General features: G+C 67.4%; 25 protein-coding genes. 14 read left to right on the forward strand and 11 right to left on the reverse strand.

Annotated elements, in window-relative coordinates; all coding sequences use genetic code 11:
• Positions 1–175: 175 nt before the first annotated feature.
• The 8 genes from fabD to gmk all read left to right on the forward strand — a co-directional run bounded on the left by fabD (position 176) and on the right by gmk (position 9,190).
• Entirely contained in the window at positions 176–1,120 is a 945-nt protein-coding gene (gene fabD, locus BM249_RS10840) for an ACP S-malonyltransferase (RefSeq protein ID WP_091971795.1), read from the forward strand.
• An 8-nt stretch (positions 1,121–1,128) separates the two neighbouring features.
• Positions 1,129–1,869 carry a 3-oxoacyl-[acyl-carrier-protein] reductase gene (gene fabG, locus BM249_RS10845; RefSeq protein WP_091971797.1) on the forward strand — a complete coding sequence of 247 codons (741 nt, stop codon included), beginning with the start codon at positions 1,129–1,131 and terminating at the stop codon, positions 1,867–1,869.
• Between the two features lie 319 nt (positions 1,870–2,188).
• The gene (locus BM249_RS10850) at positions 2,189–2,425 is read left to right on the forward strand and encodes an acyl carrier protein (RefSeq protein ID WP_018044468.1); all 237 of its coding nucleotides are present in this window, start codon (positions 2,189–2,191) and stop codon (positions 2,423–2,425) included.
• A gap of 88 nt (positions 2,426–2,513) precedes the next feature.
• Complete coding sequence (gene fabF, locus BM249_RS10855) at positions 2,514–3,776, forward strand: beta-ketoacyl-ACP synthase II (protein WP_091971799.1); 1,263 nt, start codon at positions 2,514–2,516, stop codon at positions 3,774–3,776.
• A 114-nt stretch (positions 3,777–3,890) separates the two neighbouring features.
• Positions 3,891–5,486 (forward strand): hypothetical protein, encoded by a 1,596-nt coding sequence (locus tag BM249_RS21245; RefSeq protein ID WP_143103734.1) that lies wholly within the window; start codon positions 3,891–3,893, stop codon positions 5,484–5,486.
• 260 nt (positions 5,487–5,746) lie between these two features.
• Complete coding sequence (gene mltG / locus BM249_RS10860; protein WP_091971801.1) at positions 5,747–7,120, forward strand: endolytic transglycosylase MltG; 1,374 nt, start codon at positions 5,747–5,749, stop codon at positions 7,118–7,120.
• A gap of 537 nt (positions 7,121–7,657) precedes the next feature.
• Positions 7,658–8,536, forward strand: coding sequence for a YicC/YloC family endoribonuclease (locus BM249_RS10865; RefSeq protein ID WP_091971803.1), 879 nt, complete (start codon positions 7,658–7,660; stop codon positions 8,534–8,536).
• A gap of 9 nt (positions 8,537–8,545) precedes the next feature.
• The gene (gmk, locus tag BM249_RS10870) at positions 8,546–9,190 is read left to right on the forward strand and encodes a guanylate kinase (RefSeq protein ID WP_091971805.1); all 645 of its coding nucleotides are present in this window, start codon (positions 8,546–8,548) and stop codon (positions 9,188–9,190) included.
• Positions 9,191–9,342: 152 nt separating this feature from the next.
• On the opposite strand, the gene BM249_RS10875 is transcribed toward gmk, so the two are convergent.
• Complete coding sequence (locus BM249_RS10875) at positions 9,343–10,389, reverse strand: lysylphosphatidylglycerol synthase domain-containing protein (RefSeq protein ID WP_091971807.1); 1,047 nt, start codon at positions 10,387–10,389, stop codon at positions 9,343–9,345.
• A 28-nt stretch (positions 10,390–10,417) separates the two neighbouring features.
• A complete protein-coding gene (locus BM249_RS10880; RefSeq protein ID WP_244528694.1) occupies positions 10,418–10,855 on the reverse strand; it encodes a (2Fe-2S) ferredoxin domain-containing protein in 438 nt (145 codons plus the stop codon).
• A gap of 221 nt (positions 10,856–11,076) precedes the next feature.
• On the opposite strand from BM249_RS10880, the gene BM249_RS10885 reads away from it, so the two are divergent.
• Both BM249_RS10885 and BM249_RS10890 read left to right on the forward strand, forming a co-directional pair.
• Positions 11,077–12,390: a KpsE/RkpR family capsule polysaccharide export protein gene (locus BM249_RS10885; RefSeq protein ID WP_091971809.1), complete on the forward strand. Its 1,314-nt coding sequence runs from the start codon at positions 11,077–11,079 to the stop codon at positions 12,388–12,390.
• Positions 12,391–12,554: 164 nt separating this feature from the next.
• Positions 12,555–12,830: a hypothetical protein gene (locus BM249_RS10890; protein ID WP_091971811.1), complete on the forward strand. Its 276-nt coding sequence runs from the start codon at positions 12,555–12,557 to the stop codon at positions 12,828–12,830.
• 78 nt (positions 12,831–12,908) lie between these two features.
• On the opposite strand, the gene flbD is transcribed toward BM249_RS10890, so the two are convergent.
• The 8 genes from flbD to BM249_RS22130 all read right to left on the reverse strand — a co-directional run bounded on the left by flbD (position 12,909) and on the right by BM249_RS22130 (position 21,223).
• Positions 12,909–14,276 (reverse strand): sigma-54-dependent transcriptional regulator FlbD, encoded by a 1,368-nt coding sequence (gene flbD / locus BM249_RS10895; RefSeq protein ID WP_091971813.1) that lies wholly within the window; start codon positions 14,274–14,276, stop codon positions 12,909–12,911.
• Positions 14,277–14,332: 56 nt separating this feature from the next.
• Positions 14,333–14,677 (reverse strand): flagellar motor switch protein FliN, encoded by a 345-nt coding sequence (fliN, locus tag BM249_RS10900; protein ID WP_091971815.1) that lies wholly within the window; start codon positions 14,675–14,677, stop codon positions 14,333–14,335.
• A 34-nt stretch (positions 14,678–14,711) separates the two neighbouring features.
• On the reverse strand, positions 14,712–15,326 hold the full coding sequence (locus BM249_RS10905) for a FliH/SctL family protein (protein WP_091971816.1): 615 nt from the start codon (positions 15,324–15,326) through the stop codon (positions 14,712–14,714).
• The gene (gene fliG, locus BM249_RS10910; RefSeq protein WP_425284823.1) at positions 15,323–16,366 is read right to left on the reverse strand and encodes a flagellar motor switch protein FliG; all 1,044 of its coding nucleotides are present in this window, start codon (positions 16,364–16,366) and stop codon (positions 15,323–15,325) included. The genes BM249_RS10905 and fliG overlap by 4 nt, the downstream gene beginning before the upstream one ends.
• A gap of 64 nt (positions 16,367–16,430) precedes the next feature.
• Entirely contained in the window at positions 16,431–18,029 is a 1,599-nt protein-coding gene (fliF, locus tag BM249_RS10915; protein WP_091971820.1) for a flagellar basal-body MS-ring/collar protein FliF, read from the reverse strand.
• Positions 18,030–18,249: 220 nt separating this feature from the next.
• Positions 18,250–18,525 (reverse strand): CtrA inhibitor SciP, encoded by a 276-nt coding sequence (gene sciP / locus BM249_RS10920; RefSeq protein WP_018044452.1) that lies wholly within the window; start codon positions 18,523–18,525, stop codon positions 18,250–18,252.
• A 101-nt stretch (positions 18,526–18,626) separates the two neighbouring features.
• Positions 18,627–19,304 (reverse strand): flagellar hook assembly protein FlgD, encoded by a 678-nt coding sequence (locus BM249_RS10925; protein WP_091971822.1) that lies wholly within the window; start codon positions 19,302–19,304, stop codon positions 18,627–18,629.
• 11 nt (positions 19,305–19,315) lie between these two features.
• Positions 19,316–21,223, reverse strand: a complete 1,908-nt coding sequence (locus tag BM249_RS22130; RefSeq protein ID WP_280142662.1) for a flagellar hook-length control protein FliK — start codon at positions 21,221–21,223, stop codon at positions 19,316–19,318.
• Between the two features lie 259 nt (positions 21,224–21,482).
• Between BM249_RS22130 and mnmA the strand changes: the two genes are divergently transcribed.
• The 4 genes from mnmA to BM249_RS10950 all read left to right on the forward strand — a co-directional run bounded on the left by mnmA (position 21,483) and on the right by BM249_RS10950 (position 26,314).
• Positions 21,483–22,631: a tRNA 2-thiouridine(34) synthase MnmA gene (gene mnmA / locus BM249_RS10935; RefSeq protein WP_091971824.1), complete on the forward strand. Its 1,149-nt coding sequence runs from the start codon at positions 21,483–21,485 to the stop codon at positions 22,629–22,631.
• A gap of 43 nt (positions 22,632–22,674) precedes the next feature.
• A complete protein-coding gene (locus BM249_RS10940; protein ID WP_091971826.1) occupies positions 22,675–23,328 on the forward strand; it encodes a methyltransferase domain-containing protein in 654 nt (217 codons plus the stop codon).
• 372 nt (positions 23,329–23,700) lie between these two features.
• Positions 23,701–25,431: a dihydroxy-acid dehydratase gene (gene ilvD, locus BM249_RS10945; protein WP_091971890.1), complete on the forward strand. Its 1,731-nt coding sequence runs from the start codon at positions 23,701–23,703 to the stop codon at positions 25,429–25,431.
• On the forward strand, positions 25,418–26,314 hold the full coding sequence (locus tag BM249_RS10950; protein ID WP_091971828.1) for a tetratricopeptide repeat protein: 897 nt from the start codon (positions 25,418–25,420) through the stop codon (positions 26,312–26,314). The genes ilvD and BM249_RS10950 overlap by 14 nt, the downstream gene beginning before the upstream one ends.
• Before the next feature lie 21 nt (positions 26,315–26,335).
• Here BM249_RS10950 and BM249_RS10955 read toward each other — a convergent pair whose 3' ends face one another.
• Positions 26,336–26,962, reverse strand: coding sequence for a glutathione S-transferase family protein (locus BM249_RS10955; RefSeq protein ID WP_091971830.1), 627 nt, complete (start codon positions 26,960–26,962; stop codon positions 26,336–26,338).
• Positions 26,963–26,976: the final 14 nt, after the last annotated feature.

Consider the following 26,976-nt stretch of genomic DNA (forward strand, 5'->3'; position numbering starts at 1 on the left):
GAGGCGGCGCGCCTCGTCGGACCGTCCGGATCGGGCTTCGGGGCGCGGCGGGAGCGCCGCGCGCGGACCGAAATCGGGCCCGCCACGGGCACGGACGGGTAAACATCCGATTGACTTCACCCGCCCGCGATGCGAGTGGCCCGCCCTTTCCGACCTTGCGACGAACGGTAGGGCCATGGCGCGCGCACTCATCTTCCCCGGCCAAGGAAGTCAGGCCGTCGGCATGGGGCGGGCCCTGGCCGAAACCTTTCCGCAGGCCCGCGCCGTGTTCGACGAGGTCGACGCGGCCCTGGGTCAGAACCTCTCGCGCCTGATGTTCGAGGGGCCGGTGGAGGAGCTCACCCTCACGGCCAACGCCCAGCCGGCCCTCATGGCCGCGTCGCTCGCCGCCCTGCGGGTGCTCGAAGCCGAGCGCGGCCTCGACCTCAAGCGCGACATCGCCTGCGTCGCCGGGCATTCGCTGGGCGAATACACGGCGCTCGCCGCCGCCGGCACCTTCTCCATCGCGGATGCGGCGCGCCTCCTGCGGATTCGCGGCGAGGCGATGCAGGCGGCCGTGGCCCCGGGGGCGGGCGCCATGGCGGCCCTCATCGGGGCCGAGATCGAGGTGGCGCACGCCATCGCGGAAGAGGCGGCCGAGGGGGACGTCTGCGACGTCGCCAACGACAATGGCGGCGCCCAGGTGGTGCTGTCCGGCGACAAGGCCGCCGTGGAGCGGGCCGTGGCCCTGGCTCAGGCGAAGGGGATCAAGCGCGCCGTGATGCTCAACGTCTCGGCGCCGTTCCATTGCCGCCTCATGGCGCCGGCGGCCGAGGCCATGCGGACGGCCCTGGCGCAAGTGGCCATGCACACCCCCGTGGTGCCGGTCTTCGCCAACGTGCTCGCCGCTCCCATCACCGACCGCGACGCCATCCGGGACGCCCTGGTGGCGCAGGTCACCGGCACCGTGCGCTGGCGCGAGAGCGTCGCGGCCATGGCGCGTTCCGGCATCGATTTCTTCACCGAGGTCGGCACCGGCAAGGTTCTCACCGGCCTCGTCAAGCGCATCGCGGCGGGGGCTTCGGCCGGCGCCGTCGGCACCCCCGACGACGTCGCCGCGTTCCCCGCGTTTCCAGGATAGGGTCTCCCATGTTCGATCTCACCGGCCGCAAGGCCCTCGTCACCGGCGCCACGGGCGGCCTCGGGGGCGCCATCGCCAGGACGCTGCACGCGCGGGGCGCCACCGTCACGGTCTCGGGCACCCGGCGCCCGGCCCTCGAAGCCCTGGTCGCCGAACTCGGGGGCGAGCGCCTCCACGTCGCCGAATGCGACCTCTCCGACAAGGCCGCCGTCGAGGCCCTGGTGCCGGCGGCGGAAGCCGCGATGGGCGGCCTCGACATCCTCGTGAACAATGCCGGCATCACCCGCGACAACCTTCTCCTGCGGATGAAGGACGACGAGTGGGACGCAGTGATCGCGGTCAACCTCACGGCGGCCTTCCGCCTGTCGCGGGCCGCCGTGAAGGGCATGATGAAGCGCCGCCACGGCCGCATCGTCAACATCGGCTCGGTGGTGGGCACCACGGGCAATCCGGGGCAGGTGAACTACGCCGCCGCCAAGGCCGGGTTGGTGGGCATGACCAAGGCCATGGCGGCCGAGGTGGCCACCCGCAACCTCACGGTCAACTGCATCGCGCCGGGCTTCATCACCTCGCCGATGACGGATGCGCTCAACGACAAGCAGCGCGAGGGCATCCTCACCCGCGTGCCCATGAATCGCCTGGGCACCGGCGAGGAGATCGCGGCCGCCGCCCTCTACCTCGCCTCCGACGAGGCCGGCTACGTCACCGGGCAAACGCTCCACGTCAACGGCGGCATGGCGATGGTCTGACGGGGGCCGGTGCCCGGCGGCCTTGCTGCACCGCACACCCGAAATCATCCCCGGCGGCGCGAAAAAGCCACGGCGATGAATGGGTTGTGAACCGGCCCTCGCCAGCACCGGAACCCTGTGTTAACACCCCGCCTGCCGTGCGAGGGGGGTTGACGGTTCGGCGTGTTGCGGAGATTCCCAAGAACGACGCGGACCCGATGTCACGGACCGCCCGAAACGCGCGCGAGCGATCACACCGGCCGCATCCGGGACCAGGGGTCCCGGACCGGCGGCCACGGCGACACCATCACGACTCTTGAAGAGCTAAGGACCAAGACCGATGAGCGATATCGCTGAGCGCGTGAAGAAGATCGTTGTCGAACACCTCGGCGTCGAGCCGGAGAAGGTGGTCGAGGGCGCGAACTTCATCGATGATCTCGGCGCCGACAGCCTCGACACCGTCGAGCTCGTGATGGCGTTCGAGGAGGAATTCAACGTCGAGATTCCCGACGACGCCGCCGAGACCATCCAGACGGTCGGCGACGCGGTGAAGTTCCTCGAGAAGAACTCCGCTTAATTTCGACGAAACGGGGCGCCGGAAGCGGGGTCGTACGCGACTCCGCCGCGCCCTTCGTTTCAGGACGGGACCGGTTCGGGATAGCGCGATGCGGCGGGTAGTGGTGACGGGTCTGGGTATGGTGACGCCGCTTGCGAGCGGGGTCGAGGCCACCTGGAGCCGGTTGATCGCGGGAGAGTCGGCGGCCAAAGCCGTGACGGCGTTCCCCGTCGACGACCTCGCCTGCCGCATCGCCTGTTCCGTTCCGTTCGGCGACGGCAGCAACGGCACCTTCGATCCCGACGCCTGGATGGAATCGAAGGAGCAGCGCAAGGTCGATCCGTTCATCGTCTACGCCATGGCGGCCGCCGGGCAGGCCCTGGACGACGCCGACTGGCACCCGACCTCCCACGCGGATCAATGCGCCACGGGCGTGATGATCGGATCGGGCATCGGCGGCATCGGCGGCATCTACGACGCGTCCGTGACCCTGCACGACAAGGGTCCGCGCCGGATCTCGCCGTTCTTCATCCCCGGGCGGATCATCAACCTCGCCTCCGGCCAGGTCTCCATCGCGCACGGCCTGAAAGGCCCGAACCATTCCGTGGTCACCGCCTGCTCCACGGGGGCGCATGCCATCGGCGACGCCGCCCGGCTCATCCAGTTCGGCGATGCCGACGTGATGGTGGCGGGCGGGGCCGAATCCCCCGTGAACCGCCTGGCGCTGGCGGGCTTCGCCGCCTGCCGGGCGCTCTCCACCGCCTTCAACGACGACCCGACTCGGGCGTCGCGCCCCTATGACAAGGACCGCGACGGCTTCGTCATGGGCGAGGGCGCCGGCGTGGTGGTGCTCGAAGAGTACGAGCACGCCAAAGCCCGCGGCGCCAAGATCTACGCCGAGGTGGTGGGCTACGGCCTCACGGGCGACGCCTACCACATCACCTCGCCGGCCCCCGACGGCGACGGCGCCTTCCGCTGCATGAGCGCCGCCGTGAAGCGCGCCGGCATCGCCGCGTCCGAGATCGACTACATCAACGCCCATGGCACCTCGACGCCCATGGGCGACGAGCTGGAACTGAAGGCCGTGGAGCGCCTGCTCGGCGACGCGGCGCCGCGCGCCGCCATGTCCTCCACCAAATCCGCCATCGGCCACCTGCTGGGTGCCGCCGGCGCCGTGGAAGCCATCTTTTCCGTGCTCGCCATCCGCGACGGGGTTCTGCCCCCGACTCTCAACCTCGACACCCCCTCGGTGGAGACCGCCATCGACCTCGTGCCGCACGAGGCCAAGCGCAAGCGCGTGGATGTCGTGCTGTCGAATTCGTTCGGGTTCGGCGGGACGAATGCGAGCTTGGTGATGCGGCGGGTGGATTAGTTACAATTAGCTAATACTCCCTCCCTTTTTCCTATAACCAATCACCGCTGAATATTTACTACTCAGAGATTTGAAAAATACAACTCTTTTACACAGAAATGACAGGCTGATTCTATGAGTCAACAACCACAGCCTAAAGCGCCCATAATTCGATCTGTTTCCAGCATAACCTTTTCGATTGGAGGCGAAAATCCTTTCGAGAAAGCTATCCGACTTACTGTCGGATGGATGCAGAAATTAAATCCTGCAATTCCGACAGATGCTACAGATGCTGCAGCATTCGATGTGGGCGGAGGAGGCGATCATCCTGCGAAAGCAGTAAAAATCGAGCATCCAGAGCGCCGAATTTGGTCAGCAACAATTGATAACCCCGATTCAAACTTACTCGGGCGCACCTGGGTAACTGAGATCACAATTGCAGAGCAACAAGGCCAAGTTCATTTTGGAACTCGTCTACTTAATGTCACAAGAAATGCAGATGATCCGTACATACCAAGCATCCCTGGATTTATTCGAGAAATAATAAAACGCTTGCCCTGCACGGCGGATGGAGTCGCTCTATCCGATCTGCCGACATATATTAATTCTTCAGAAGATTTTGATTGGTTCATTAAGCTTCTTGAGCATCCACATAGACGTCTACCCATAGTGGTAATGGCAGAGGCGGTAACCCGTCCACCCTTGATTAATCTTGAGTCATTCTCTCGCCGAGTTTGCGGCGCAGCACATGTGATCGGCATCTCCAATAACCAGACTTGGAGATTAACACGTCTGGCCGGGCGTGATTTGACTGTTTTTGATGGGGCACTACGGCTCTATCGTCCAGGATTTAAGTTGGACGACGCAGATCAGTACGCTCATCCGCTATGGCTTTCCGATCAAGGCCGTCATGGTTTCTGGAGCGCCGTCCCTGTTATCAACCGGGTTCTCTCATCCGGTGTGAGCAAGGGCACAACAGACTACCCTCGCTTCGAAGCTGTCAGGCAAGCTGCCGCGGATTTTGCTCTTAAGGCAAGACGCGTCAATAGCAGTGATGCCGAGATGGTTCGGCTATACGAGGAAGAAAATATAGCATTAAGACAAGAGATTGAAAGCATCCGCAGCGAGCACAATCAATGGCTTGCAGATGCGGAAGCTGAGCGCTCGGCCTCAGAAGCTGAAACATCCGAGTTGAAAGCCGAAAACCACCGATATCGTATTCAAAATGAAATGCTAAGAAGGACACTCGTTAGAGAGGGAAGCACATTAGAACGAGAAGACTTGACTGACTTAAGCAATTTTGGAGAGTGGGCAAGCCGGAATATTAGCCCAAACATTTGGTTTGCGCCAAAGGCGCTGAAGAGCATTGAAAGAAACAATCAGTACTCTCGCCCCGAAGAAATTGGTGAAGCAATTCGACTGCTGGATGAAGTTTATGCGCCGATGCGCCGAGAACCAGACCAGCAATCATATGAAGAATTTACCGAACGATCTTTGAATATTGGAATCACAATATCAGATTGTTTTTCCAGGTCCGGCGACATCCAGCGCTTTCCAGAGTATTCAGTGACTTATCATAGGGAACGCCTATGGTGCGATCAACACCTTAAAAAGGGCGGTGGAACAGACCCTAGGACAATGTTTCGTATATACTTTTGCTGGAATCGAGAGAAAGGCGTCATAGTCATTGGACACCTTCCCACCCATTTGGATAATAATATGACAAACTAATGTCAGAACAACCAAGCGGATTCATAATTACAAACCACGCCTTACAGCAACAAAAACACATATTAGGAGCAGCTTAGTTGGAGGCGATTTTCCAACCAAGCGCTCCGTTGCGATATCCATAATCCCCCATTTCGCCACAAAACCGACTAAGCTCGCGCCCCAAACGGCCCGCCCCGCGCGCCTGCCCGAAGCATCGCGCGAAACAGCCCCGTGCCCTATAAGGGCCGGGGAGGGGGCCTGAAGGCCCGCACAGGATCAGCATGTTCTTCCGCAAGCGCCCGAACCCCGAGCCCGTGCCGGCCGCGTCCGAGGAGCGGGCGCAGCCGCCGCGTCCGTCGCCGCGCAGCCCGAGCGAGGCCCTGAAGCCCACCGCCGCGCCGCCGCCGCCGGACCTGCCGCCGCGCCGCCGGGGCGGGTTCCTGGCCACCGTCTCCGGGCTCCTCACCCTGTCGGTGGTTCTGGCCATCGGGGTGATGATCGGCCTGACGCTGTTCGAGCGGCAGGTGAAGGAGCCGGGGCCGCTGCCCGGCGACAAGGTGGTGGTGATCCCGCCCCGCTCCGGCACCACGGAGATCGCCCAGGCGCTGACCCGCGAGGGCGTCATCGCCCATACGGCCCTGTTCGAATGGGCGGCGCGCTTCAGCGGCAAGGCGCTCAAGGCCGGTGAATACACCTTCAAGGCCCATGCCAGCATTGGTGACGCCATCGACACCCTGGCCTCGGGCCGTCAGGTCCAGCACGCCATCACCTTCCCGGAGGGGCTGACGAGCGAGCAGATCGTCACCCGCCTCAACGAGAACGACATCCTCACGGGCGACATCAACGAGATCCCGGCGGAGGGCTCGCTCCTGCCCGACACCTACAAGTTCGAGCGCGGCGCCACCCGGCAGCAGATCGTCAACCTCATGCGCGCCAAGCAGCGCGAGGTGCTCGCCGACATCTGGAAGCGCCGCTCCGCCGACATTCCGGTGAAGACTCCGGCCGAGATGGTGACCCTCGCCTCCATCGTCGAGAAGGAGACGGGCCGGGCCGACGAGCGCCCCCGCGTCGCCGGCGTGTTCGTCAACCGCCTCAACAAGCGCATGAAGCTGCAATCGGACCCCACCATCGTGTACGGGCTGGTGGGTGGGCGCGGCACCCTCGGGCGCGGCATCCAGCGCGGCGAGATCGAGCGCGCGACGCCCTACAACACCTACGTCATCGAAGGTCTGCCGCCCGGCCCCATCGCCAATCCGGGTCGCGCCGCCCTGGAGGCGGTGGCCAACCCGTCGCGCACGAAGGACCTGTTCTTCGTCGCCGACGGCACCGGCGGCCACGCCTTCGCCGAGACGCTTGAGGGCCATTCCCGCAACGTCGCCCGCTGGCGCCAGGTCGAGCGCGCCCGGCAGGCTCCGACCCCGGACGCCGCCGTGGACAAGGCCGAGCCGGCGCCCGCGCCCACCGCCGCGCCCCCCGCCGATCCGGGCCGGGCCTCCGCCTACGCCCCGGCGGACGGCACCAACTTCGCCCCCGGCACCCCGGCGCCGCGCCCGAAGGCGTTCGACGCCTCCGAGGGCACCCGCCTCGATCCCCTGCGCAACAAGACCTACGATCTCAACTCGGCCAAGACCGTCCCGGTGCTGAAGCAGCCGTGAGGGGGCGGGGGGCCACATCATAGGATGAGAAGAGTCGCCGCCCGCTCGCGACGACAGGATCGCGCAGGGCAGATTGGGACAGACCGCGCTCGCCAAGCGAACCCGGAACCAGAGCGGTCGACAGCATCTGATTGACCCCCTCGGTTTGGGCCAAACGCGGGTCCCCTCTCCTGAAAGGAGAGGGACAGGGTGAGGTGTGTGACTTTTCCGGAGAGCTCGCACACCTCACCCCAGCCCTCTCCTTACAGGAGAGGGAGCCCGTCGCGTCCACTCGATCCGAAGGGCTCAACCGGAAGCCAGATAAGACCCCGCATCACCGATGTTTTTGGCTCCCGAGCGGGGATCGAAATGTTCGATCGCCCCCTACGCCAACTCCGATCGCGTTGCCCGGAAGGAGAGGGGACCCGCGCCGTCTACGCGGTGTGACGGCGGTCACCACCGGCCGGGAAACGGTCTCCCCGTGCGCCTCCCGGTAGCCACCCGGCCAGATGCGGGGCATTGTCCGCGAAATTCGGTCACAAGCGGTCGCAGACGAGCATGATCCTCTCCAGCATGACGGGCTTCGCCCGGGCCACGGGCACCACCGGGCCGGTCCAGTGGGCGTGGGAGGTCCGGTCCGTGAACGGGCGCGGCCTCGAGGTGCGGCTGCGGGTGCCGGGGGGCTTCGACGCCGCCGGGGAGGTCGCCCGCACCGCCCTGCAGAAGACCCTGGCGCGCGGCCAGTGCCAGCTCTCTCTGACCCTGTCCCGCCCCGACACCACGCCGCGCATAAAAATCAACGAGGCGCTGCTCGCCGACCTCGCGGCGGCCGTCGCCCGGGTGCCCCGGCCCGAGGGCGTGGCGCCCGCCACCCTGGACGGGCTCTTGGCCCTGCGCGGCGTCATCGAGGCCGAGGAGGAGGCGGGGGCCGATGCCGAGGCGCTCAACCGCGACCTCGCCGAGGGGGTGGTGCGCCTCGTCACCGACCTCGTGGAGGCGCGCCGCGCCGAGGGGCGCGCGCTGCGCGCCATCATCGAGGGCCAGCTCGCCGAGATGGCCCGCCTGACCAGGGCCGCCGAGGCGTGTCCCGCCCGCCAGCCCGAGGCCGTGCGGGCGCGCCTTTCCGCCACGGTCTCGACCCTCATCGCGGTGGGCACCCTCGATCCCGACCGCCTGCACCAGGAGGCGGTGCTGCTCGCCGCCAAGGCCGATGTCCGCGAGGAGCTCGACCGGCTCACCGCGCATCTTTCCAGCGCGGCCGACCTCCTCGCGGCTGGCGGCCCCATCGGCCGCAAGCTCGATTTCCTCGCCCAGGAGCTCGGCCGCGAGGCCAACACCCTGTGCGCCAAGGCGGGCGACATCACCCTGTCGCGGATCGGACTCGACTTGAAGGCCGTGGTGGAGCAATTCCGCGAGCAGGTTCAGAACGTCGAATAGGTTTCGCAGATGCAGGCCACGGAAATCGGGCGGCGCGGGTTCATCCTCATCCTGTCCTCGCCCTCGGGGGCCGGCAAGACCACGCTCACCCGCGCCGTGGCGGGCGATCCGCGCTGGGGCCTCGACCTGTCGATCTCGGTGACGACGCGCCAGCGCCGGCCCTCCGAGATCGACGGCAAGCACTACAACTTCATCGACCGCGAGGCCTTCGACGCGCTGCGCGCCGCCGACAACCTCCTCGAATGGGCGGAGGTGCACGGCAATTTCTACGGCACCCCGCGCCGGCCGGTCGAGAAGGTGCTGGGCGCCGGCCGGGACATGATCTTCGACATCGACTACCAGGGCACCCGGCAGGTGCGGGCGAAGCTGACCCAGGACGTGGTGACGGTGTTCATCCTGCCGCCGAGCCTCGCCGAGCTGCGCCAGCGCCTGGAGCGCCGGGCCGAGGATTCGTCCGAGACCATCGAGAAGCGCCTCGCCAATGCCCGCGTCGAGATCCAGCGCTGGAGCGAGTACGACTACGTCATCGTTAACGACGACCTCGACGACGCCTTCCGCTCGCTGGAAGGCATCCTCGTCGCCGAGCGCCTGAAGCGCGAGCGCCGCACCGGCCTGACCTCCTTCGTCGAGGGCCTGCTCGCCGAGCCGAATTGAGGCATCGCCCCGAAAGGTGGTCGCCGGATTTCGGAAAAAGGCGATGCCTCGTGCATCGATCCAGACGGAGGCTTCAGCCGTGTCTGGGAAAATTGATGCAAAAACAAAAGCCGAGTGCTCTGGCGCAGGAACGAAGTGATTGCGTCACAGCACTAGACAGGCGGGATCACCGTCGCGCGGCGTGCCTCCAGCATCTGCCACGCGACGAGGGCCGGCACGCCCAGCACCACGTCGGGCACGCGTTTGGCCAGCGACAGGGCGAGCGCCGTTCCGGGATCGAGGCCGAACAGTCCCCCCAGCAGCACGAAGCCGCCCTCCTGCACCCCGAGCCCGCTCGGCACCGGGAACGCCGCCGACTTGATCGCCTGACTCAGCGCCTCGATCACCAGGATCTCGGTCCAGGTCACGCCCGCGATGCCGATGCAGGCCAGCGCGATCCAGATTTCGACGGCCCCCATTCCCCAGGCCAGGAGATGGAGGAAGAACCCGGCCGCGAGATCGCGGCGCCGGCTTGTGGCCCAGATGGCGTCGAGCGCCGCGTAGACGCCGCCCGGCGCGCCGTCCCGCGGCGTCACGGCCGCGCCGGCCCAGCGGCGCATCCGATCCACGGACCGGCGCACGAGGGCACGGGCCGCGCCGCTGCGCTGGACCGCGAAGAACGCCGCCACGATCACGGCCGTTACCGCCAGAGCCCCCGCCGTCCAGGCCGTCAGGGCCTCGGCCGTGCCGCCGCCGACCCGCGTCAGCAGCCCGACACCGAGGAGGGCGAACAAACCTTGAGTTGCAACCTGCATGAGCATGTCGACGAGGATCGAGGCCGCCGCCAGCGCTCCCGCAACACCCCAAAACGTGAGCAGGCGCCCGCCCACCACGTCGCCGCCCACGGAGGCCACGGGCAGCAGCACGTTGATGCCCTCGCGCACAAAGCGCAGGATGAGGAACGCCCCCGCCTCGACCCCAGCGAGTCCCCGCAGGAGCCGGGCCCAGGCGATCCCGCACAGGGCGACGACGATCCCCCGGACGAGGACGATGCCGACGAGCCCGAGGGGGCCGATCCGCCCGAACGCGTCGGCCACCGCCTGGAGATCGTGCGTCACCACGAGCCAGACGCCGAGGGCGAGGCCCAGGACGGTGCCCAGAAGTGGCAGCCGCCGCAGGATCGCCCGGCCGACGGTGTCGCGCGCGCGGGCCTGCCTCATGGGGGCGTTCTCCAACCTCAGGATGCCGTCAGGCCGGGGACGTATCCACCGATCCACCGGGGGGCGTTAGCGTGGCTTTGGGGCCGAAATCGGGGAGGAGGGCATCGAGGATCGCCTGACGGTCGCCGGCCGGATCGACGAGGGCGATGCGGCCCCGGGCGAGGCTCGCCGTCGTCGCCACCGCCACCGCGCGTTTCGGACAGGGGCCGAGGCATCCGACCTCGACGAGGCGCGGCTTGGCGTGCCGGTCCTTTGACGGTCCCGCCCGGACCTTCATGGCCCGCTTGAGGACGCTGCGCAGGGTGCCCTTCGGCAAGCCCTGACGCTTGAGGCATTTGGTGCAGACGAGGACGACGGCGTCGAACTTCGCCCGGGCATAGCGAATCTTTTCCGGTTGCGGCGACAACGCCTGGCGGCGTTTGCCCTTCGAGGACTTGGAAACCTCCGCCGGTGGGCTCGGTGACATGTCGGGTGACTCGGAAGCTGCGTGCGTCAGGTCCATACGGTCTCGTTCCATCGCCCGCGGGCGGGGGTGGGGCCTCCTCGCCGACAGCCGGCCACGCCTTAAAAAGGGCCGAAAAACGGGAGACTCCGGGGGTCAACGGCACGGGGTCGAAAGGGCTCCCCGCCGCGCCACGCGCGGTATGGGGTCGCGTTCGCGCGCCGAGCCTCCGGGAACCCGATGTGATGAATGTCGACGAGGTCAAGCAGTCGGAACGCCTGCGTGGGGTCCTGGACCTCGCCCTGCGGGCGGTCCCCGATCTGCGGCGCAACGCCGAAACCGTGGAACCGATCCCGACCGGTCGGGCCCCGGCTTTCCTGCTTAAGGCGGGCGAACGTCTCGATTGGCGACGCCTGCCGGGGCTGCGGCCGGCCTCGTCCAAGCCCCCGAACCTGATCGCCGACCTCATCCGCAATTTCAGCGTGTTCGTGCTGCTGCCGACCCTGCTGCTGGCGGTCTACTTCTACGGCTTTGCGTCCGACCAGTATATCGCCGAGTCGCAATTCACCGTGCGCGGCAATGTCGAGCCCATGGAAGATGGATCCGTGGGCCAGTTCGCCGATCTGATTCAGAAGCACAACAGCCAGGACAGCTTCATCGTCAAGAACTACATCCAGAGTCAGACCCTCGTCGCCAAGCTCGAGGAGTCGCTGAAAGTCTCGGCGATGTTCTCCCGCAAGGAGGCCGATTTCTGGAGCCGCTACCGGCCGCCGCAGCCCATCGAGGAACTGACGAAGTACTGGCGCCAGCACGTGGCCGCGCGCATCGACGTCATCTCCGGCATCATCACCCTCTCGGTTCGGGCCTTCACGCCGGAGGATGCCCTCGCCATCTCCAAGGAAGTCATCGCCCGGACGGAAGTGCTGATCAACGAGATTTCGCGGGCGGCGCAGGCCGATCTCGTGGCGCATGCGGAGGCCGATGCGGTTCGGGCGCAGACCCGCCTGCGCGAGGCCCACCTCGCCCTTCAGACCTTCCGCAACCGCTGGGGCATCATCGATCCGATCAAGACGGCGGAAGCGACGCTGACCACCCTCGGCAGTCTGCGCAAGGACCAGCTCAAGGCCGAGACGGACCTGCAGGTTCTGCGCGGCTCGAACCTCGACGAGAAGTCCCGCAGCATCCAGACCCTGGTGGCCAACCTCGCGGCGATCCAGCAGCAGATCAAGCGGCTTCAAGAGCAGCTGACCACCGACGGGCTCACGGGCACCGATCCATCGAACAACATGACCCGCGCGCTCCTCGAATACGAGGGACTTCAGGTTGAAAAGACCATCGCGAGCAAGTTGAACGAATCGGCCAACCTCATGGTCGATCGCGCCCGCGTCGCGGCCACCAAGCAGCAGATCTTCCTCGCCACCTTCGTGCCGCCAGATCTGCCCAGCGACTCGCTCTACCCCCACCGGGGCTACGCGGTGTCCGTGGGCTTCTTCTGCTTCCTCGTGGTCTGGAGTTCCATGGCGCTCATCATGGCGGGCCTGAAGGACCAGCGCCTGTAACGGCCCCCGACGGGCCGGATCACCCTCGCATCAGCGGGGGTTCTTCGGGATGGATGGATCACGAAAAATCATCACCGTCTCGATGTCCCGCATTGTCTTTCGTCGGCCCGGCCTCCATGTCGGCGAAAAATGCTCCCCCTCGGAAACCCGTCCCTCGGAAACCCATGTCCGAATTCGCCGACCTCGTCGCCCGCGCCGTCAACCCGTCCATGAGCCGGGACGCGCGGCAAGCCGTCTACGGCGTGGTCAAGGAGGCCGTGCAGCGCCTGCAGGCCCGCGACGGGATGGCGGCGGACGATCCGCGCATCGCCCTGCAGCAACACCTCGTCGAGGAGACGATCCGCGACGTCGAGGCCGATATCGCCCGGTTCATTTCCCTCGAGAAGCTGGAGCGCGCCCACGCGGCACAGGTGGCCGAGGAAGCGGCCCGGAACCGCTGACGGCAGGCGGCGAGGGGCGTTCCCCGAGGCACCGCCCGCCAAGTCCGAAGGCCACCGCGAAGGCCTCGGGTGGTGGCCTCAGCCGTAGGTCGCCGCCGTGCGCACGCTGCCCGGCTCGACCACGTTCATGCCGGCATCGACATACTCGTTGAGCTTGTTGCGCAACGTCCGGATCGAGATGCCGAGGATCTTGGCGGCATGCGTCCGGTTGCCGAGACAATGGTCGAGGGTGTCGAGGATGAGTTCGCACTCCACCTGTGCCACCGTCTGCCCGACGAGACCACGGGTGGTCGCCTCCGCGACCCGCACGGCGCGCTCGGCCGGACCCGCCGCGATCTCGCCGATGCTCTCGCCCTCGGGCGTCAGGATCGCCTCCGGGCCGATTTCCGGCCCCGACGCGAGCAGCACGGCCCGGTGAAGGGTGTTCTCGAGTTCGCGCACGTTGCCGCGCCACGGATTGGCGGAGACGAGGGCCTGCGCCTCTCGACTCAGGGGACGGGCGGGCAGACCGTTCACCTCGGCGTATTTCCGGGCGAAGTGGCCGGCGAGTTCGAGGATGTCGGACGGGCGCTCGCGCAGCGGCGGCAATTTCAGGTGGACGACGTTGAGGCGGTAGTACAGATCCTCGCGGAACGTACCCTTGCGGACCTCGTCCAGGAGGTTGCGGTTCGAGGTCGCGAGGACGCGGATATCCACCTTGACGGGGGCGGAGCCGCCGACCCGGTCGATCACCCGCTCCTGAAGGGCGCGCAGCAGCTTCGATTGCAGCCGCACGTCCATCTCGGAGATTTCGTCGAGGAGGAGCGTGCCGCCGCTGGCTTCCTCGAAGCGACCGATCCGCCGCGCGACGGCGCCGGTGAAGGCCCCTTTCTCGTGGCCGAACAGCTCGGATTCGAGGAGGGCTTCAGGGATCGCCGCGCAGTTGACGCTCACGAACGGCTTAGCCGTCCGGTTCGACTTGCTGTGGACGTGGCGCGCCAGCACTTCCTTACCGGTGCCGCTCTCGCCGGTGATGAGCACGGAGGCTTCGGAGCGCGCGATCTGCTCGGCCATCCGGACCACCCGCTCCATGGAGGCATCGCGCCAGACGAAGGCGCGGCCATCCTCGGAAACCGCCTGCAATACGGCCGCGATGAGCTCGGGGTCCGGCGGCAGGGGAATGTACTCACGGGCACCCGCTTGAATCGCCGCCACCGCGGCCCGCGCGTCCGTGGTGATGCCGCAGGCGATAACGGGGGTGCGGATGCGTTCATCGGTGAGCGCCGTCACAAGGTCACGGATCGGCAGGCCAACATCGATCATAATGAGGTCGGCGCCCTTGGCGCGCAGCACCGCCAGGCCCTGCGCCAGGTTCTCGGCGTTCGTGACCGCCGCGCCCCGGTTCATGGCGATCCGGGAGGCGGTCACGAGTTCGCCGTTGAGACGACCGATGATGAGAAGCCGCATGACTCAAGGTCTCCGTATCGGGGGCCTCGCGCGGGCGCGCGGTGGGCCGGGGAACGTCAGTGGTCGTTCTTGATGATCTCGGTCATCGTCACGCCGAGACGCTCCTCGACGAGCACGACCTCGCCACGGGCGACGAGGCGATTGTTCACGAAGATGTCGATGGCCTCGCCGACCTTGCGGTCGAGTTCGAGGACGGCGCCGGGCTGAAGCCGCAGCAGATCGCCGATGGGCATGCGCGACGAGCCGAGGACGGCCGAGACCACCACCGGCACGTCGAAGACCTGTTCGAGATCGCCGGCGCTCTTCGGGGTGGTCGGCGTCTCACGGATGGATTCGGTGCCGAGGCCGTCGAAGGAGGCATCGGTTCCGTTGAGCTGGGGCAGGGTGAAATCGTCGGACATGGTCAGGCTTTCTGCGGGTCGGTTTCTCTGAAGATCAGGCGGACAGGCCGAGGGCTTCGAGCACGGCGGCTTCGATGCGGGCGCGATCGCGCACCACGCCGCCATCGGCCCATTCGATACGGGCATCGCCGAGGGCGAGGTCGGGTTCGCCCAGCACCACGAGGCGGCCCTCGAAGCCGCGCTCCCGCGCCATGCGCTTCATCAGGGCCTCGGCCTCGTCGATGAGGCTCTCGTGGACACGCACCACGAGGTGGGGCACGCCGCGCAAGTGCTGGAGAGCGGAGCGGGCGGCCTCGCCGATGGCGGTCAGCGGCAGGGCATCGAGGGCTTCTCCCGCGATGCGGCGGCCGAGGGCCACGGAAAAAACCATCGCCTGCTCCTCCCGCTCGAGGTCGCGGGCATCTAGCTGACCGAGCAGTCCGGCGGCGGCGAGGCCGAGGCGCGTGAGGGCATCGGCCATGCGCGCCTGCGTCTGCAGTTCCGCCTGGGCGCGGCCTTCCTGGACACCGCGGGCATGGGCGTCGGCCAGGGCCTCGGCCTGAGCCTGCGCCGCCGCCTGCTCCTCGGCCAGGGCCGCCTCGTCCTTGACCGGGGCGGCGGAGGGACGGGGCCGGAATTCCGTATCGAACAGGAAAGGACGGGCGCTCAATAGACCAGCTCCTCTTCGCCGCTCGCCTTGGCGATCATGATCTCGCCCTTCTCGGCCAGTTCCTTGGCGAGTTCGGTCATCTTGGACTGGGACTCGTCGACATCCTTGAGCCGGATCGGCCCGAGGCCACTCATCTCATCGGTGATGTTCTTAGCGGCGCGCGTGGACATGTTCGCCAGGAAGAAGGCCCGGACCCGGTCGTTGGCGCCCTTCAGGGCCTTGCACAGGGTCTCGGTGTCGGTCTTGCGCAGGAGGGTCTGGACGCTGCCCGGATCGAGCTTGAGCAGATCCTCGAAGGTGAACATGAGTTGGCGGATCTTCTTCGCAGACCCGCGATTGGCTTGGTCGAGGGCGGCGAGGAAGCGGCCTTCGGTCTGCCGGTCGAAGGCGTTGAACACGTCGGCCATGAGTTCGTGGGCGTCGCGGCGCGTGGTCTGCGCGATGGTCGAGACGAACTCGACGCGCAAGGTCTCTTCGATGTGCCGTAGGGCCTCCTTCTGCACCGTCTCCATGCAGAGCATCCGGTTGAGGACGTCGATGGAGAAGTCTTCGGGCAGAATCGTCAGGACTTTGGCGGCATAGTCGGAGCGCACCCGCGAGAGCACCACCGCCACGGTCTGGGGGTACTCGTTGCGCAGGAACGAGGCGAGGATTTCGGGATCGATCTGGGTCAGGCTGGCCCAGACCCGCTTGCCCGAAGCGCCCTTGATCTCCGCCATGATCGAGGAAACCTGGTTCTGCGGGAAGATCTTCAGCAGCAGCGCCTCGGTCCGCTCGAAGTTCGACGACAGGCCGCCCCCGGCCGAGAGACGGGCCACGAAGTCGATCATCAGCTTTTCCACGGTGTCGGCCTCGAGGGAGCCGAGTTGCACCATGGCCTGAGAGACCTTCTTGACCTCCTCCTCCTCGAGCATCTGCCAGATCGGGGCCCCCTCGGTCTCACCGAGAAGCAGGAGGAGGGCGGCGGCGCGCTGGAGGCCGCCCATGGAACTGTAGTTCTGCTCGACGCCCGTGGGGGCGACTTCCGTCGTGAGATTCATACCTGAGGACATGGCCTCGACTCCCTAGGACAAGAACGGTTGAGAACGGGGGTATCGACCGGTCTCAGGGCTCATTGATCCAGTTGCGCAGAACCTCGACGGTCTCGTTGGGGCTGGCGCGGACCATCTCGACCACCCGCTGCACCGCTTCGCTCTGAACCTGACCGTTCATCTTGGCGAAATCGACGAGACGGGCGGCGCTCTCGCGGGGAACCAGTGCCATCGTCGGGTCTACCGCGGCGGGACCAGTGACCAGGGAGACGGCGACGGGCTCGGTGTCGAGCATCTTGCGCAGCAGCGGGCGCACCACGGCCAGCAACACGATGAGGGTGAGCATGGCCAGCACCGTCAGCTCGACGATGCGCATGACGTCTTCCTTGGTCTGCGGCATCAGGGACTGGAGCAGGGTCGGCTCGGCGACCTCCGGCAGGGCCGGGGACTCGGCGAACCTCAGATTGACCACCTCGACCTGATCGCCGCGCGCCTTGTCGAAGCCGATGGCCGTCCGCACCAGGGTGGTGATGCGCTCGACCTCAGCGGCCGGACGCGGCTGGTAGGTCGGCCGTCCGTCGGCGCCCGGCACGTAGGTGCCGTCCACGAGCACCGCCACGGAGAGGCGCTTGACCCGGCCGCCTTCGGCCACCTCGGTGCGGGTCACCCGCGAGATCTCGTAGTTCGTGGTTTCTTCGTTCTTGGCCGTGGTGTCCTTCGGGGCCGGGGCGGCACCGGGCTGGTTGGCGCCCGGCAACTCGTTGCCGACGCTCACCCCACCCTCGGCGGCCGACGTGAGGGAGTTCTCGTTGCGGGTCTGGGTGGAGCGGACGACGCGGCTCTCCGGGTCGAAGCTCTCCGAGCGGCTCTCGATGCGGTTGATGTCGAGTTCGGCACTGACCTGAACGCGGGCCCGTCCGGCCCCGACGATGCCGGCGACGATCTCCTCGATCTGCGAGCGCAGGCGCCGTTCGATGCCGATCTGCTTCTCCTCCATGCCGGCGCCCTTGTCGGCTTCGGCGTCACGGGCACCATCGGCGAGCAGGCGGCCGCGTTCATCGACGATGGAGACGCGATCCGGCTTGAGGCCCTCCACCGCCGACGCGGTGAGGTGGCGGATGGCCCGGACCTGGGACGGATCGAGGTCACCCATGAGTTTGAGGACGATGGCGGCGCTCGGCGCCTCGCGATCGCGTTCGAACAGGCGCCGCTCGGGAATGACGAGGTGGACGCGTGCCGCCTGAACCCGGCCGATGGCCCGGATGGAGCGAGACAGCTCGCCCTCGAGGGCCCGCAGATGATTCACGTTCTGCACGAAATTCGTGGACGAGAAGGCATCGCCCTTGTCGAAGATCTCGTAACCGACACCCGCCTGACTCGGCAGCCCCTTGCCGGCGAGATCCATGCGGAGGCGGGGCAGATCGGCGCGGGGCGCCATGATGGTCTGCCCGGCATCACCCTTGACCTCGTACTTGATGCCACGGGCATCGAGATCGCGGATCACCGCCGCCGAATCCTGCATCGACAGGTCGGCGAACAGCACCCCCATGTCGGGTGTGGAAACCCGCAGAATCACGAAAGCGAAAAAACCAATGAGCGTCATGGTGACCGCCGCCATGGCGGTCAGCCGTGCAGGCCCAAATTTCGTCACCAGTTCCAGAACCGACTTCACGGCGCGACGCCTCCACCCGAGCGAACGTGACGGATAGACCGTCCCCACCCGGCAAGTTTTGCCCAGAGCATGGTTAGCGCCCGGTTAACGGGCGTTAGGACCTCGTCTGAAACCGCAGGGGAAGGGCGCCGAAACGCGAAAAGGCCGCGCCCCGGGGTGGGGCGCGGCCTTTTGGTGTGAGGTGCCGGGTGTCCGTGACGAACCCGCCGGTGCGGGCTCGTCAATGCCGGTAATGCTGAATCCGCGTCGTGCGCAGCCCGGCGAGGCCATGCTGGTCGATGGAGAACTGCCAGCTCAGAAACTCCTCGGTGGTGAGGGTGTAACGCTGGCAGGCTTCCTCCAAACTCAGCAATCCCCCCCGGACGGCCGCGACGACCTCGGCCTTTCGGCGGATGACCCACCGCCGGGTCGTCGTTGGCGGAAGATCTGCTATGGTTAACGGACTACCATCAGGCCCGATGACGTATTTCACTCTCGGGCGGCTCGGTTCGGTCATGATACGCTCTACAACTCGACTGACCTGTCGAATTTGGAAGCTACCCGTGCTCACTTAAAATATCTTGAAGCCAAAGAATCGCATCCGAATCATCCGGTGGCTTATGTGGACAACCCTGATCCGATGCTCTGGACGCTGCTGATCGGCACCCGCGCGGAATCGATGAGAAGCACGGGCGACGTGCCGCTGAGATCCACCCCGGTGACCTTGCCGGTGACCTGGGTGGCGACCGTGACAGGGGTGCCGGTGGCGTCACGGGCATCCACCTGGATGGAATAGGTCCCGTCCGGAGCGGTCATGCCTGAGGTGGAGCGCCCGTCCCACACGAAGGTCTGGGCTCCGGACGACAGGGTCTTGCTCTGGCTCACAACGACGTTGCCCTTGGCGTCCTTGATCGTGATCGTCGCCTGCGTGGCGGCCCTTGAGGGGGTCAGGGTCCAGGTCGCATCCCCACCGGCCAGATCGGCCGTCTTGCCGTCGGACGTGACGGTCTGGCCGATGAACCCCGTGGCCGAGGCCGAGCTCGAAGCCTTGGCGTTGCTCAGGATCGCGTCGAGGCGGTCGTTCGACTTCAACTGCTGCTCGACACCGGCATACTGGACCAGCTGCTGGGTGAACTGGTTGGTGTCCATGGGATCGAGGGGGTTCTGGTTCTTGAGCTGCGTGGTCAGCAGGGTCAGGAACTGCGTGAAGTTGCCGGCGATCTCCTGGGAGGAGGTCTTGGTGGCGGAACTCGCCGAGGTCGTCGCGCCCGCAACGCTGCTGATACCGGATGACATGGTGGGGCTCCTCAGATTCGGATGTCGAGGCCGGTGAGGCCGGTCAGGGTACGCAGGGGAATGGCTTCGAGGGCAGCGCGGCCTTCGGCCTGATGAGAGCCGTTGGCATTGCCGGGCCGACCGTCGGGGCTGCGCCCGTCGGATCCTCGGTTCTCGGCACCCTGCCCATTGGATTGCGCGTCGCTGCGCAGGGACAGGTTGATGTTGGCCTCATTCGCGTCGAGCCCGGCCTGCGACAGGGCCTGCTGTAGGCTCGGGGCGTCCCGCTGGAGCAGGGCGAGGGTTTCGATGCGATCGACGACGAGATGCGCCATGACGGTGCCGCGCTCCTTGTCGATGTCGAGCTTCACGTCGATGCGTCCGAGTTCGCCCGGATCGAGGCGGATTTCGAACTGGTTCGAGCCTTGGAGCGAGCGCAGGCCGATGGTCATCGGCACGGCCCCCAGGGGAACCGGCGGTGAAGCCGGCGGCGGCGTATGGGCCGCCGGGGCGGTGGGTGCCGAGGCTCCGGCCGTGGTCGTGGCGGTGGCCCCGATGTATGCGCCCGCGAGATGCGCGCTGAAGCTGTCCTGGCCCTGATGGGGCGTGACATCGGGCATAGGCAAGGCCGCGACGCTGACCGCCGGCTCCTTGCCCCCGGCCACGTCCTGCACGGCGACGGCGGGATCGGATTTTCCGGCGGATGAGGCTTCGGGGGTGGTTTCGAGGGAGGCTTGGGGGCCGGCCTGGAGCTTACCAACCGTTGCCGAGCCCGACGAAGCGGGGGCGGCCTCCTGCACGGCCGAGCCCGACCCCACACCCTTGGCAGCCTGGCCCACCCCCGCCGTCAATTGGACCGTGCCCTTCGCGGCCACGGACTGGCCCGCCGGCTTCGGTCCGGATTTGGCAGCGTCCGAAAGGACCGGCGCGGCGAGCATGGCTTGGACACCAGCGGCCGGCGGCTCGTCCTTGGGCGACTGGGCCTGGCCCGTCGCCGACACAGTCTGTCCAAGCTGCGACGCATCGGATCCGGCTGCGTTGGACGCGCCGGCTTGCGCGAGAACGGTCGGGGCGCCGGCCAACGTCGCCGCTTCCTTGGAGAGCGAGGCGGTCGATGCGACGGTCGTCATCGAATCCTGAGAGGTCAAGGAGGTCCCGACAGCCGGCTGAGCCGAACTCGTCGCCTGGAGGGCTGAGGCCGCATCGGCTTCGTCAACGGTCGACGCGAAGAACGCGATCTGACCGGCTGCAGCCGACACCGCGCCCGACGACGAGGCGCCCTGATCCTTCGCGGCGGCCTGAGCCGCACCGCCCTGGATCTGACCGGCCGCCTCCTGCTTCGCGGAAGCCGATGCCTGACCGGGCGTCGAAGGCCCGTTGGGGACCATGGGAGGTGGGGGCGTGAGAAGACCGAGGGCGATCAACGAGACATCCGGGTCCCGCACGGACGCCTTGGACACATCGGTCTCGTCCGCCGGCTCATCGGTCCCGGACAGGCTCGCCCCCGCCTGCGCCACTTCGGCAGGCGTCGCCTCGGAGGAGGCCTGAGGTGCGGTCGGAGCGGGCGCGTCCGACCGGTCGCCCCGCGCCGCCCCCGCTGGCATACCGGTGTCGGCCGCATCGGCGCGCGCCGTAACCTTGGCGCCCGCGGCAGGGGCCTCGCCGCGGGATTGCACCGACGTCGCGGGGCGGTCACCCTTGGTTTGGTCGGTCGTGGCTTGGTTGGTCCTATCGGGCTGCGCCGCGTTATCGGGACGGTCGCGCTCGGCGCGTTGCGTCTGGCCGCGGGTGTCCCGCGCCTGCTTCGCCGCATCGGCGGGATCCGGCTTGGGATCGTCGAGGGTAAAAGCGGGACGCGAGGCGGCCTGCGCCGTGTTGCGCACGGGGGCCGGCGCTGCACGCCGCACGAAGAAATCCGTTTCGAGGAACGCTTGTGCCATGGGGTCCGAAGTCTCCTTGCCGAACCATGGAGCAAAGGCCAAGCCAAGCGTGTGAACTTTCCAAACCATTGATGGAGATTGGCTTTTTTCGATCCTTTCAAAAACATTGAGGCTGAATATTCCCTCTACCCGGCAGGATCTGCCGGGCAGGGACGGCTTTGCCGGGCTCAGGTGGGACCGATCCCTGGAACTTGAGGACAAGGAACGCTATAGACTGTGGCCCAGCACCGGACCGGTCCGGTCGGCGAACCCTGGCGCGATGAATTCCCTCGATCTCCCCAAGGCCCCGCACGAGACGCGCGTCGTCGTCGCCATGTCGGGCGGCGTCGATTCCTCCGTCGTGGCCGGCCTGCTGAAGCGCCAGGGCTACGACGTCGTCGGCATCACGCTCCAGCTTTACGATCACGGCGCGGCGACTCATCGCAAAGGCGCCTGCTGCGCCGGCCAGGATATCCACGACGCCCGCCGCGTCGCCGAAACCCTGGGGATCCCCCATTATGTCCTCGACTACGAGGACCGCTTCCGGGAATCGGTGATCGACCGCTTCGCCGAAAGCTATCTCGCGGGCGAGACGCCGATCCCCTGCGTCGAGTGCAATCGCTCCATCAAATTCCGCGACCTCCTCGCGACGGCGCGCGATCTCGATGCGGATACCCTGGCCACGGGCCATTACGTCGCGAGCCGTCCCCTGCCGCAGGGCGGACGCGGCCTCTACCGCGCCCTCGATCCGGCCCGCGATCAGAGCTACTTCCTCTACGCGACGACGGCCGAGCAACTCGCCTTCCTGCGGTTTCCCTTGGGGGAACTGCCCAAGGACGAGACCCGACGCCTCGCCCACGAACTCGGCCTGTCCGTCGCCCAAAAGGCCGACAGCCAGGACATCTGCTTCGTGCCCCAGGGGCGCTACGCCGACGTTATCGCCCGCCTGCGGCCCGACGCGGCTAGGGCCGGCGACATCGTCGACCTGTCGGGACGGGTGCTTGGCCGGCACGACGGCATCGTGCACTACACCGTCGGCCAGCGGCGGGGCCTTCGCCTCGCCATCGGCGAACCCCTCTATGTCGTTCGCCTGGAGGCCGACACGGCCCGCGTCGTGGTCGGCCCGCGCGAGGCCCTGGCGACCAGTCGCATCCGCCTGACGGACGTGAACTGGCTCGCCGGCCCGGTGCAGGCCGATCTTCCCGTGGCCGTGCGGGTGCGCTCGACCCGCGAGCCCCGCGCCGCCCATCTCACCCTCGACGCCGAAGCCGGCACCGCCGAAATCGTGCTGGCGACGCCCGAGGACGGGGTTTCGCCGGGACAGGCCTGCGTGATCTACGCCGATGATGGTCCGCGCGCGCAGGTGCTCGGCGGCGGCACCATTCGGCGCATCGACGCGTTGCAGGCCGGGGCCGCGGAAGCGGCCTGACTGTCCGCCGCCATCAACCTCTCCATAGGACGACGAGATCGACATGCTGAGCGAGCCGCGGGAGGCCGGTCCGAGCACCGCCCTGATGCGCAAGGCCTATGCCCGTTGGGCACCGGTCTACGACGTGGTCTACGACAAGCTGACGGAACCGGCGGCCCGCGACGCCGTCGCGGCGGCCGTGGCCTGCGGCCCGCGCATCCTCGAGGCCGGCGTCGGGACCGGCCTGTCACTCGGCTACTACCCGCGCACGAGCTTCGTCTGCGGCGTCGATCTCTCCGAGGACATGCTGAAGCGCGCCCGCGCCAAGGTGCGCCGGCGCGGCCTCGGCCATGTCCGGGGCCTCCAGGTGATGGACGTGTGTCGCCTCGGCTACGCCGATGCGAGCTTCGACGCCGTGGTGGCACAGTTCCTCATCACCCTGGTGCCCGATCCGGAGGGGGCCCTGTCGGAGTTCCTGCGCGTGGTGCGGCCGGGCGGCGAGATCGTGCTGGCCAATCACTTCGGCCAATCGGACGGCCCCTTGGCCAAGGTCGAGGAGATCGTGGCCCCCCTCTGCACCAAGATCGGCTGGTCGTCGGATTTCAAATCCACCCGGATCGAGGCCTGGGCGCGGGCCAACGCCGTGGAATTCATCGGCGTCGCCCCGACGTTTCCGGGCGGCTTCTTCAAGATCCTGCGGATGCGCAAGCGCGTCTGACCGCGTCCTCAACCCGACCCGAATCCAACGAAGCCCGGGGCGCGTCACGCCCCGGGCTTCGTCGTTTCGAAGGCCAGAATTCCAGACCGACCAGGGCGCAAGCGCGGCTGTGGCGGGGTCGCAACACCGCAAAACCATCCAGACTTTGCCTTGGGAGGCGCCTGCCCCCGCCGCGATCCCGCCATAAACCGGGACCACCTCAGGCTGTGCGGTAAACGATAGTCCCCCCAACGCTTTACCGCAGAGTACCGGGTCATTCCGAGACAGAACCGAAGGGGTTCGCGCACCGCTCGAAAGGGCTGCGCGCCAACGGTTCGGCGGGTGATTTGGCTTCGTGATCGAGCGGACCGGGCCGGGGTGGCGAGAATGACCATGGACGCGCGCAGCACCGACAAGTCCAAGCTCCCGAGCCGTCACGTGACGGAGGGACCCGAGCGCGCGCCGCACCGCTCGTACCTCTACGCCATGGGCCTCACCAAGGAGCAGATCCACCAGCCCCTCGTGGGCGTGGCGTCGTGCTGGAACGAGGCGGCTCCGTGCAACATCTCGCTCATGCGTCAGGCGCAGGCGGTGAAGAAGGGCGTCTCGGCGGCCAACGGCACGCCGCGCGAGTTCTGCACCATCACGGTCACGGACGGCATCGCCATGGGGCACGCGGGCATGCGCGCCTCGCTGCCATCCCGCGAGGTCATCGCCGATTCCGTCGAGCTGACCATGCGCGGCCACGCCTACGACGCCCTCGTGGGGCTGGCGGGCTGCGACAAGTCCCTGCCCGGCATGATGATGGCCATGGTGCGCCTCAACGTGCCGTCGATCTTCATCTACGGCGGCTCGATCCTGCCCGGCTCGTTCCGGGGCCGGCCCGTGACGGTGCAGGACCTGTTCGAGGCCGTGGGCAAGGTCGCGGTGGGCGACATGAGCCTCGACGACCTCGACGAACTCGAGCAGGTCGCCTGTCCCTCGGCGGGCGCCTGTGGCGCGCAGTTCACCGCCAACACCATGGCGACGGTCTCGGAAGCCATCGGCCTTGCGCTGCCCTATTCGGCCGGCGCCCCGGCGCCCTACGAGATCCGCGACAAGTTCTGCATGACGGCGGGCGAGAAGGTGATGGAGCTCATCGCCAAGGGCATCCGTCCGCGTGACATCGTCACCCGCAAGAGCCTGGAGAATGCGGCGGCCGCCGTCGCGGCGTCGGGCGGCTCCACCAACGCGGCGCTCCACCTGCCGGCCATCGCGCATGAATGCGGCATCAAGTTCGACCTGTTCGACGTGGCCGAGGTGTTCAAGCGGACGCCCTACATCGCCGATCTGAAGCCCGGCGGGCGCTACGTCGCCAAGGACATGTTCGAGGTCGGCGGCATCCCGCTCCTGATGAAGACGCTCCTCGACCACGGGTTCATGCACGGTGATTGCATGACCGTGACCGGCCGTACCATCGCGGAGAACATGGAGCGGGTGCACTGGAATCCCGATCAGGACGTGGTTCGCGCCGCCAACACGCCGCTGACCCCCACGGGCGGCGTCGTCGGCCTGCGGGGCAACCTCGCCCCCGAGGGCGCCATCGTGAAGGTGGCGGGCATGCCGGAATCGGCCCAGGTCTTCACCGGCCCGGCCCGGGTGTTCGACGGCGAGGAAGCCTGCTTCGAGGCCGTCCAGACCCGGAACTACCGGGAGGGCGAGGTTCTCGTCATTCGTTACGAGGGTCCGAAGGGTGGCCCCGGCATGCGCGAGATGCTGTCCACCACCGCCGCCCTCTACGGCCAGGGCATGGGCGACAAGGTCGCGCTCATCACCGACGGACGGTTCTCGGGCGCGACGCGCGGGTTCTGCGTCGGCCATGTCGGGCCGGAGGCCGCCGTCGGCGGTCCCATCGGGCTGATCCGGGACGGGGACGTCATCACCCTCGACGCCATCCGCGGCACCCTCGACGTCGCCGTGAGCGACGAGGAGTTCGCCGTGCGCCGCGCCACCTGGACGCCGCGCGCCAACTCGGCGACCTCCGGGTACCTCTGGAAATACATGCAGACCGTCGGCCCCGCCGTGGACGGCGCCGTGACCCATCCGGGCGGCGCCGAGGAGACGCACACCTATGCCGACATCTAGGACCGTCCTCGGCCGCCCCGCGCGGCCGGCTCGGGCCGTTTCGGATCGGCCCGGGCGTGGACGCGCGGCCCTCGCCCTGGCGGCGGGGCTCCTGCTCTTGTGCGGAAATCCCGTCGAAGCCCTCGACGCCGCCGCCCGCACGCCCGTGCCCCCGGCCGGGTACCGCACGGCGCGCGAGGCCCTGCGCTCGGGCGTGCGCGACTACAACGCCGGCGACAAGGAAGGGGCCGCCCGCGCCCTCGAATACGCGGCCGGGCAGGGCCATGCCCTGGCCCTGTGGAAGCTCGGCCGCATGTATGCCGAGGGCGACGGCGTGCCTCACGACGACCTCAAGGCGTTCGAGTTCTTCTCGCGAATCGTCGACGATCCCACCGACGAGGGGCCGGACGCCCAGAATTCGGGTGTGACGGCGAGCGCCTTCACGGCGCTCGGCGCCTATTTCCTCGACGGGATCAAGGGCACCTACGTGCGCCCGAACCCGGAGCGCGCCTACGACATGTTCAACTACGCGGCGTCGTATTTCGGCGACCCGAACGCCCAGTACAACCTCGCCCGGCTCTACCTCGACGGCACAGGTGTCGAGGCCGATCCGCGCCAGGCTGCGCGCTGGTTCAACCTCGCGGCCGAGAAGGGCCACGCTCCGGCCCAGGCGCTGCTGGGGGAACTCCTCATCAACGGCCAGGGCGTGCCGAAGCAGCGCGCCCGTGGCCTGATGTGGCTGTCGCTGGCCCGCGAGGCGGCGCAGGGCCGCAAGGACGACTGGATCGTCGCCCTCTACGACAAGGCCTGGTCGGCTGCGAGCGAGGAGGACCGCATGGCCGCCCTGGCCCAGGCTTCGCAGGCCCAGGCCCAGGTGACGGGATCGGCCAAGCGCCGCCGGTGAACGCGGCGGCGCCCGGCGGTCTTACGGGTTCGTCCGCGCGGCGAGGGCGGTGACGAAGGACGGGCGCGCCAGGGTCTCGGTGACGTAGCGGGCGAGCTTGGGCCAGCGCCCGGCATCGACCTTTTCACCCGCGAGATGCAGGTTGTGGAAGCACGTCGCCACGGAGATGTCGGCGATGCTGAAGGCGTCGCCGACGAGATACGGGCCGTCGATCTGCGACTCGAGGTAATCGTAGATCTTCGGGAAGCCCTCATTCATCGCCTTGGCGACGGCGGCCTCGTCGCCCGGCTGTTTCATCAGCGTCGGCTTCACCATCCGCTCGAAGAACGGCACGATGATCACGGGAAACATCTCGGTGTCGCCGAACTTATCGAACCAGATCGCCCGGCCGCGCGCCTTGGCCTCCGTCGGCACAAGCGCCGGGGTCGGATACTTCGCCTCGATGTAGTGCAGGATCGCGGATGAATCGGCGAGGAGGAAGCCGTCATCGTCGAGGGCGGGAATCTTGCCGAATGGGCTCGCGGCCTGGAAGGCCGGATCGGGATCGTGGAAGAACAGCGGGATGTGCTCGGCGCTCTGCCCCTTCTCGGCCAAGGCCACCAGGACCTTGCGGACGTAAGGGGAATAGCCGGTGCCGTAGAGTTTCACGTGGGATAGCTCCT

It is taken from the genome of Methylobacterium gossipiicola (genome assembly GCF_900113485.1).
GTDB classification, from domain to species: domain Bacteria; phylum Pseudomonadota; class Alphaproteobacteria; order Rhizobiales; family Beijerinckiaceae; genus Methylobacterium; species Methylobacterium gossipiicola.

Coding starts and splice junctions, on each gene's coding strand:
- BM249_RS21245 (WP_143103734.1), top strand. CDS start 3,891: ATGAGTCAACAACCACAGCCTAAAGCGCCCATAATTCGATCTGTTTCC.
- mltG (WP_091971801.1), top strand. CDS start 5,747: ATGTTCTTCCGCAAGCGCCCGAACCCCGAGCCCGTGCCGGCCGCGTCC.
- sciP (WP_018044452.1), bottom strand. CDS start 18,525: ATGACCGAACCGAGCCGCCCGAGAGTGAAATACGTCATCGGGCCTGAT.
- BM249_RS10890 (WP_091971811.1), top strand. CDS start 12,555: ATGTCCGAATTCGCCGACCTCGTCGCCCGCGCCGTCAACCCGTCCATG.
- fliG (WP_425284823.1), bottom strand. CDS start 16,366: ATGAATCTCACGACGGAAGTCGCCCCCACGGGCGTCGAGCAGAACTAC.
- fliN (WP_091971815.1), bottom strand. CDS start 14,677: ATGTCCGACGATTTCACCCTGCCCCAGCTCAACGGAACCGATGCCTCC.
- mnmA (WP_091971824.1), top strand. CDS start 21,483: ATGAATTCCCTCGATCTCCCCAAGGCCCCGCACGAGACGCGCGTCGTC.
- BM249_RS22130 (WP_280142662.1), bottom strand. CDS start 21,223: ATGGCACAAGCGTTCCTCGAAACGGATTTCTTCGTGCGGCGTGCAGCG.
- fabD (WP_091971795.1), top strand. CDS start 176: ATGGCGCGCGCACTCATCTTCCCCGGCCAAGGAAGTCAGGCCGTCGGC.
- fabG (WP_091971797.1), top strand. CDS start 1,129: ATGTTCGATCTCACCGGCCGCAAGGCCCTCGTCACCGGCGCCACGGGC.
- ilvD (WP_091971890.1), top strand. CDS start 23,701: ATGGACGCGCGCAGCACCGACAAGTCCAAGCTCCCGAGCCGTCACGTG.
- BM249_RS10865 (WP_091971803.1), top strand. CDS start 7,658: ATGATCCTCTCCAGCATGACGGGCTTCGCCCGGGCCACGGGCACCACC.
- BM249_RS10925 (WP_091971822.1), bottom strand. CDS start 19,304: ATGTCATCCGGTATCAGCAGCGTTGCGGGCGCGACGACCTCGGCGAGT.
- fabF (WP_091971799.1), top strand. CDS start 2,514: ATGCGGCGGGTAGTGGTGACGGGTCTGGGTATGGTGACGCCGCTTGCG.
- BM249_RS10950 (WP_091971828.1), top strand. CDS start 25,418: ATGCCGACATCTAGGACCGTCCTCGGCCGCCCCGCGCGGCCGGCTCGG.
- BM249_RS10885 (WP_091971809.1), top strand. CDS start 11,077: ATGAATGTCGACGAGGTCAAGCAGTCGGAACGCCTGCGTGGGGTCCTG.
- BM249_RS10875 (WP_091971807.1), bottom strand. CDS start 10,389: ATGAGGCAGGCCCGCGCGCGCGACACCGTCGGCCGGGCGATCCTGCGG.
- gmk (WP_091971805.1), top strand. CDS start 8,546: ATGCAGGCCACGGAAATCGGGCGGCGCGGGTTCATCCTCATCCTGTCC.
- BM249_RS10880 (WP_244528694.1), bottom strand. CDS start 10,855: ATGTCACCGAGCCCACCGGCGGAGGTTTCCAAGTCCTCGAAGGGCAAA.
- BM249_RS10850 (WP_018044468.1), top strand. CDS start 2,189: ATGAGCGATATCGCTGAGCGCGTGAAGAAGATCGTTGTCGAACACCTC.
- BM249_RS10940 (WP_091971826.1), top strand. CDS start 22,675: ATGCTGAGCGAGCCGCGGGAGGCCGGTCCGAGCACCGCCCTGATGCGC.
- flbD (WP_091971813.1), bottom strand. CDS start 14,276: ATGCGGCTTCTCATCATCGGTCGTCTCAACGGCGAACTCGTGACCGCC.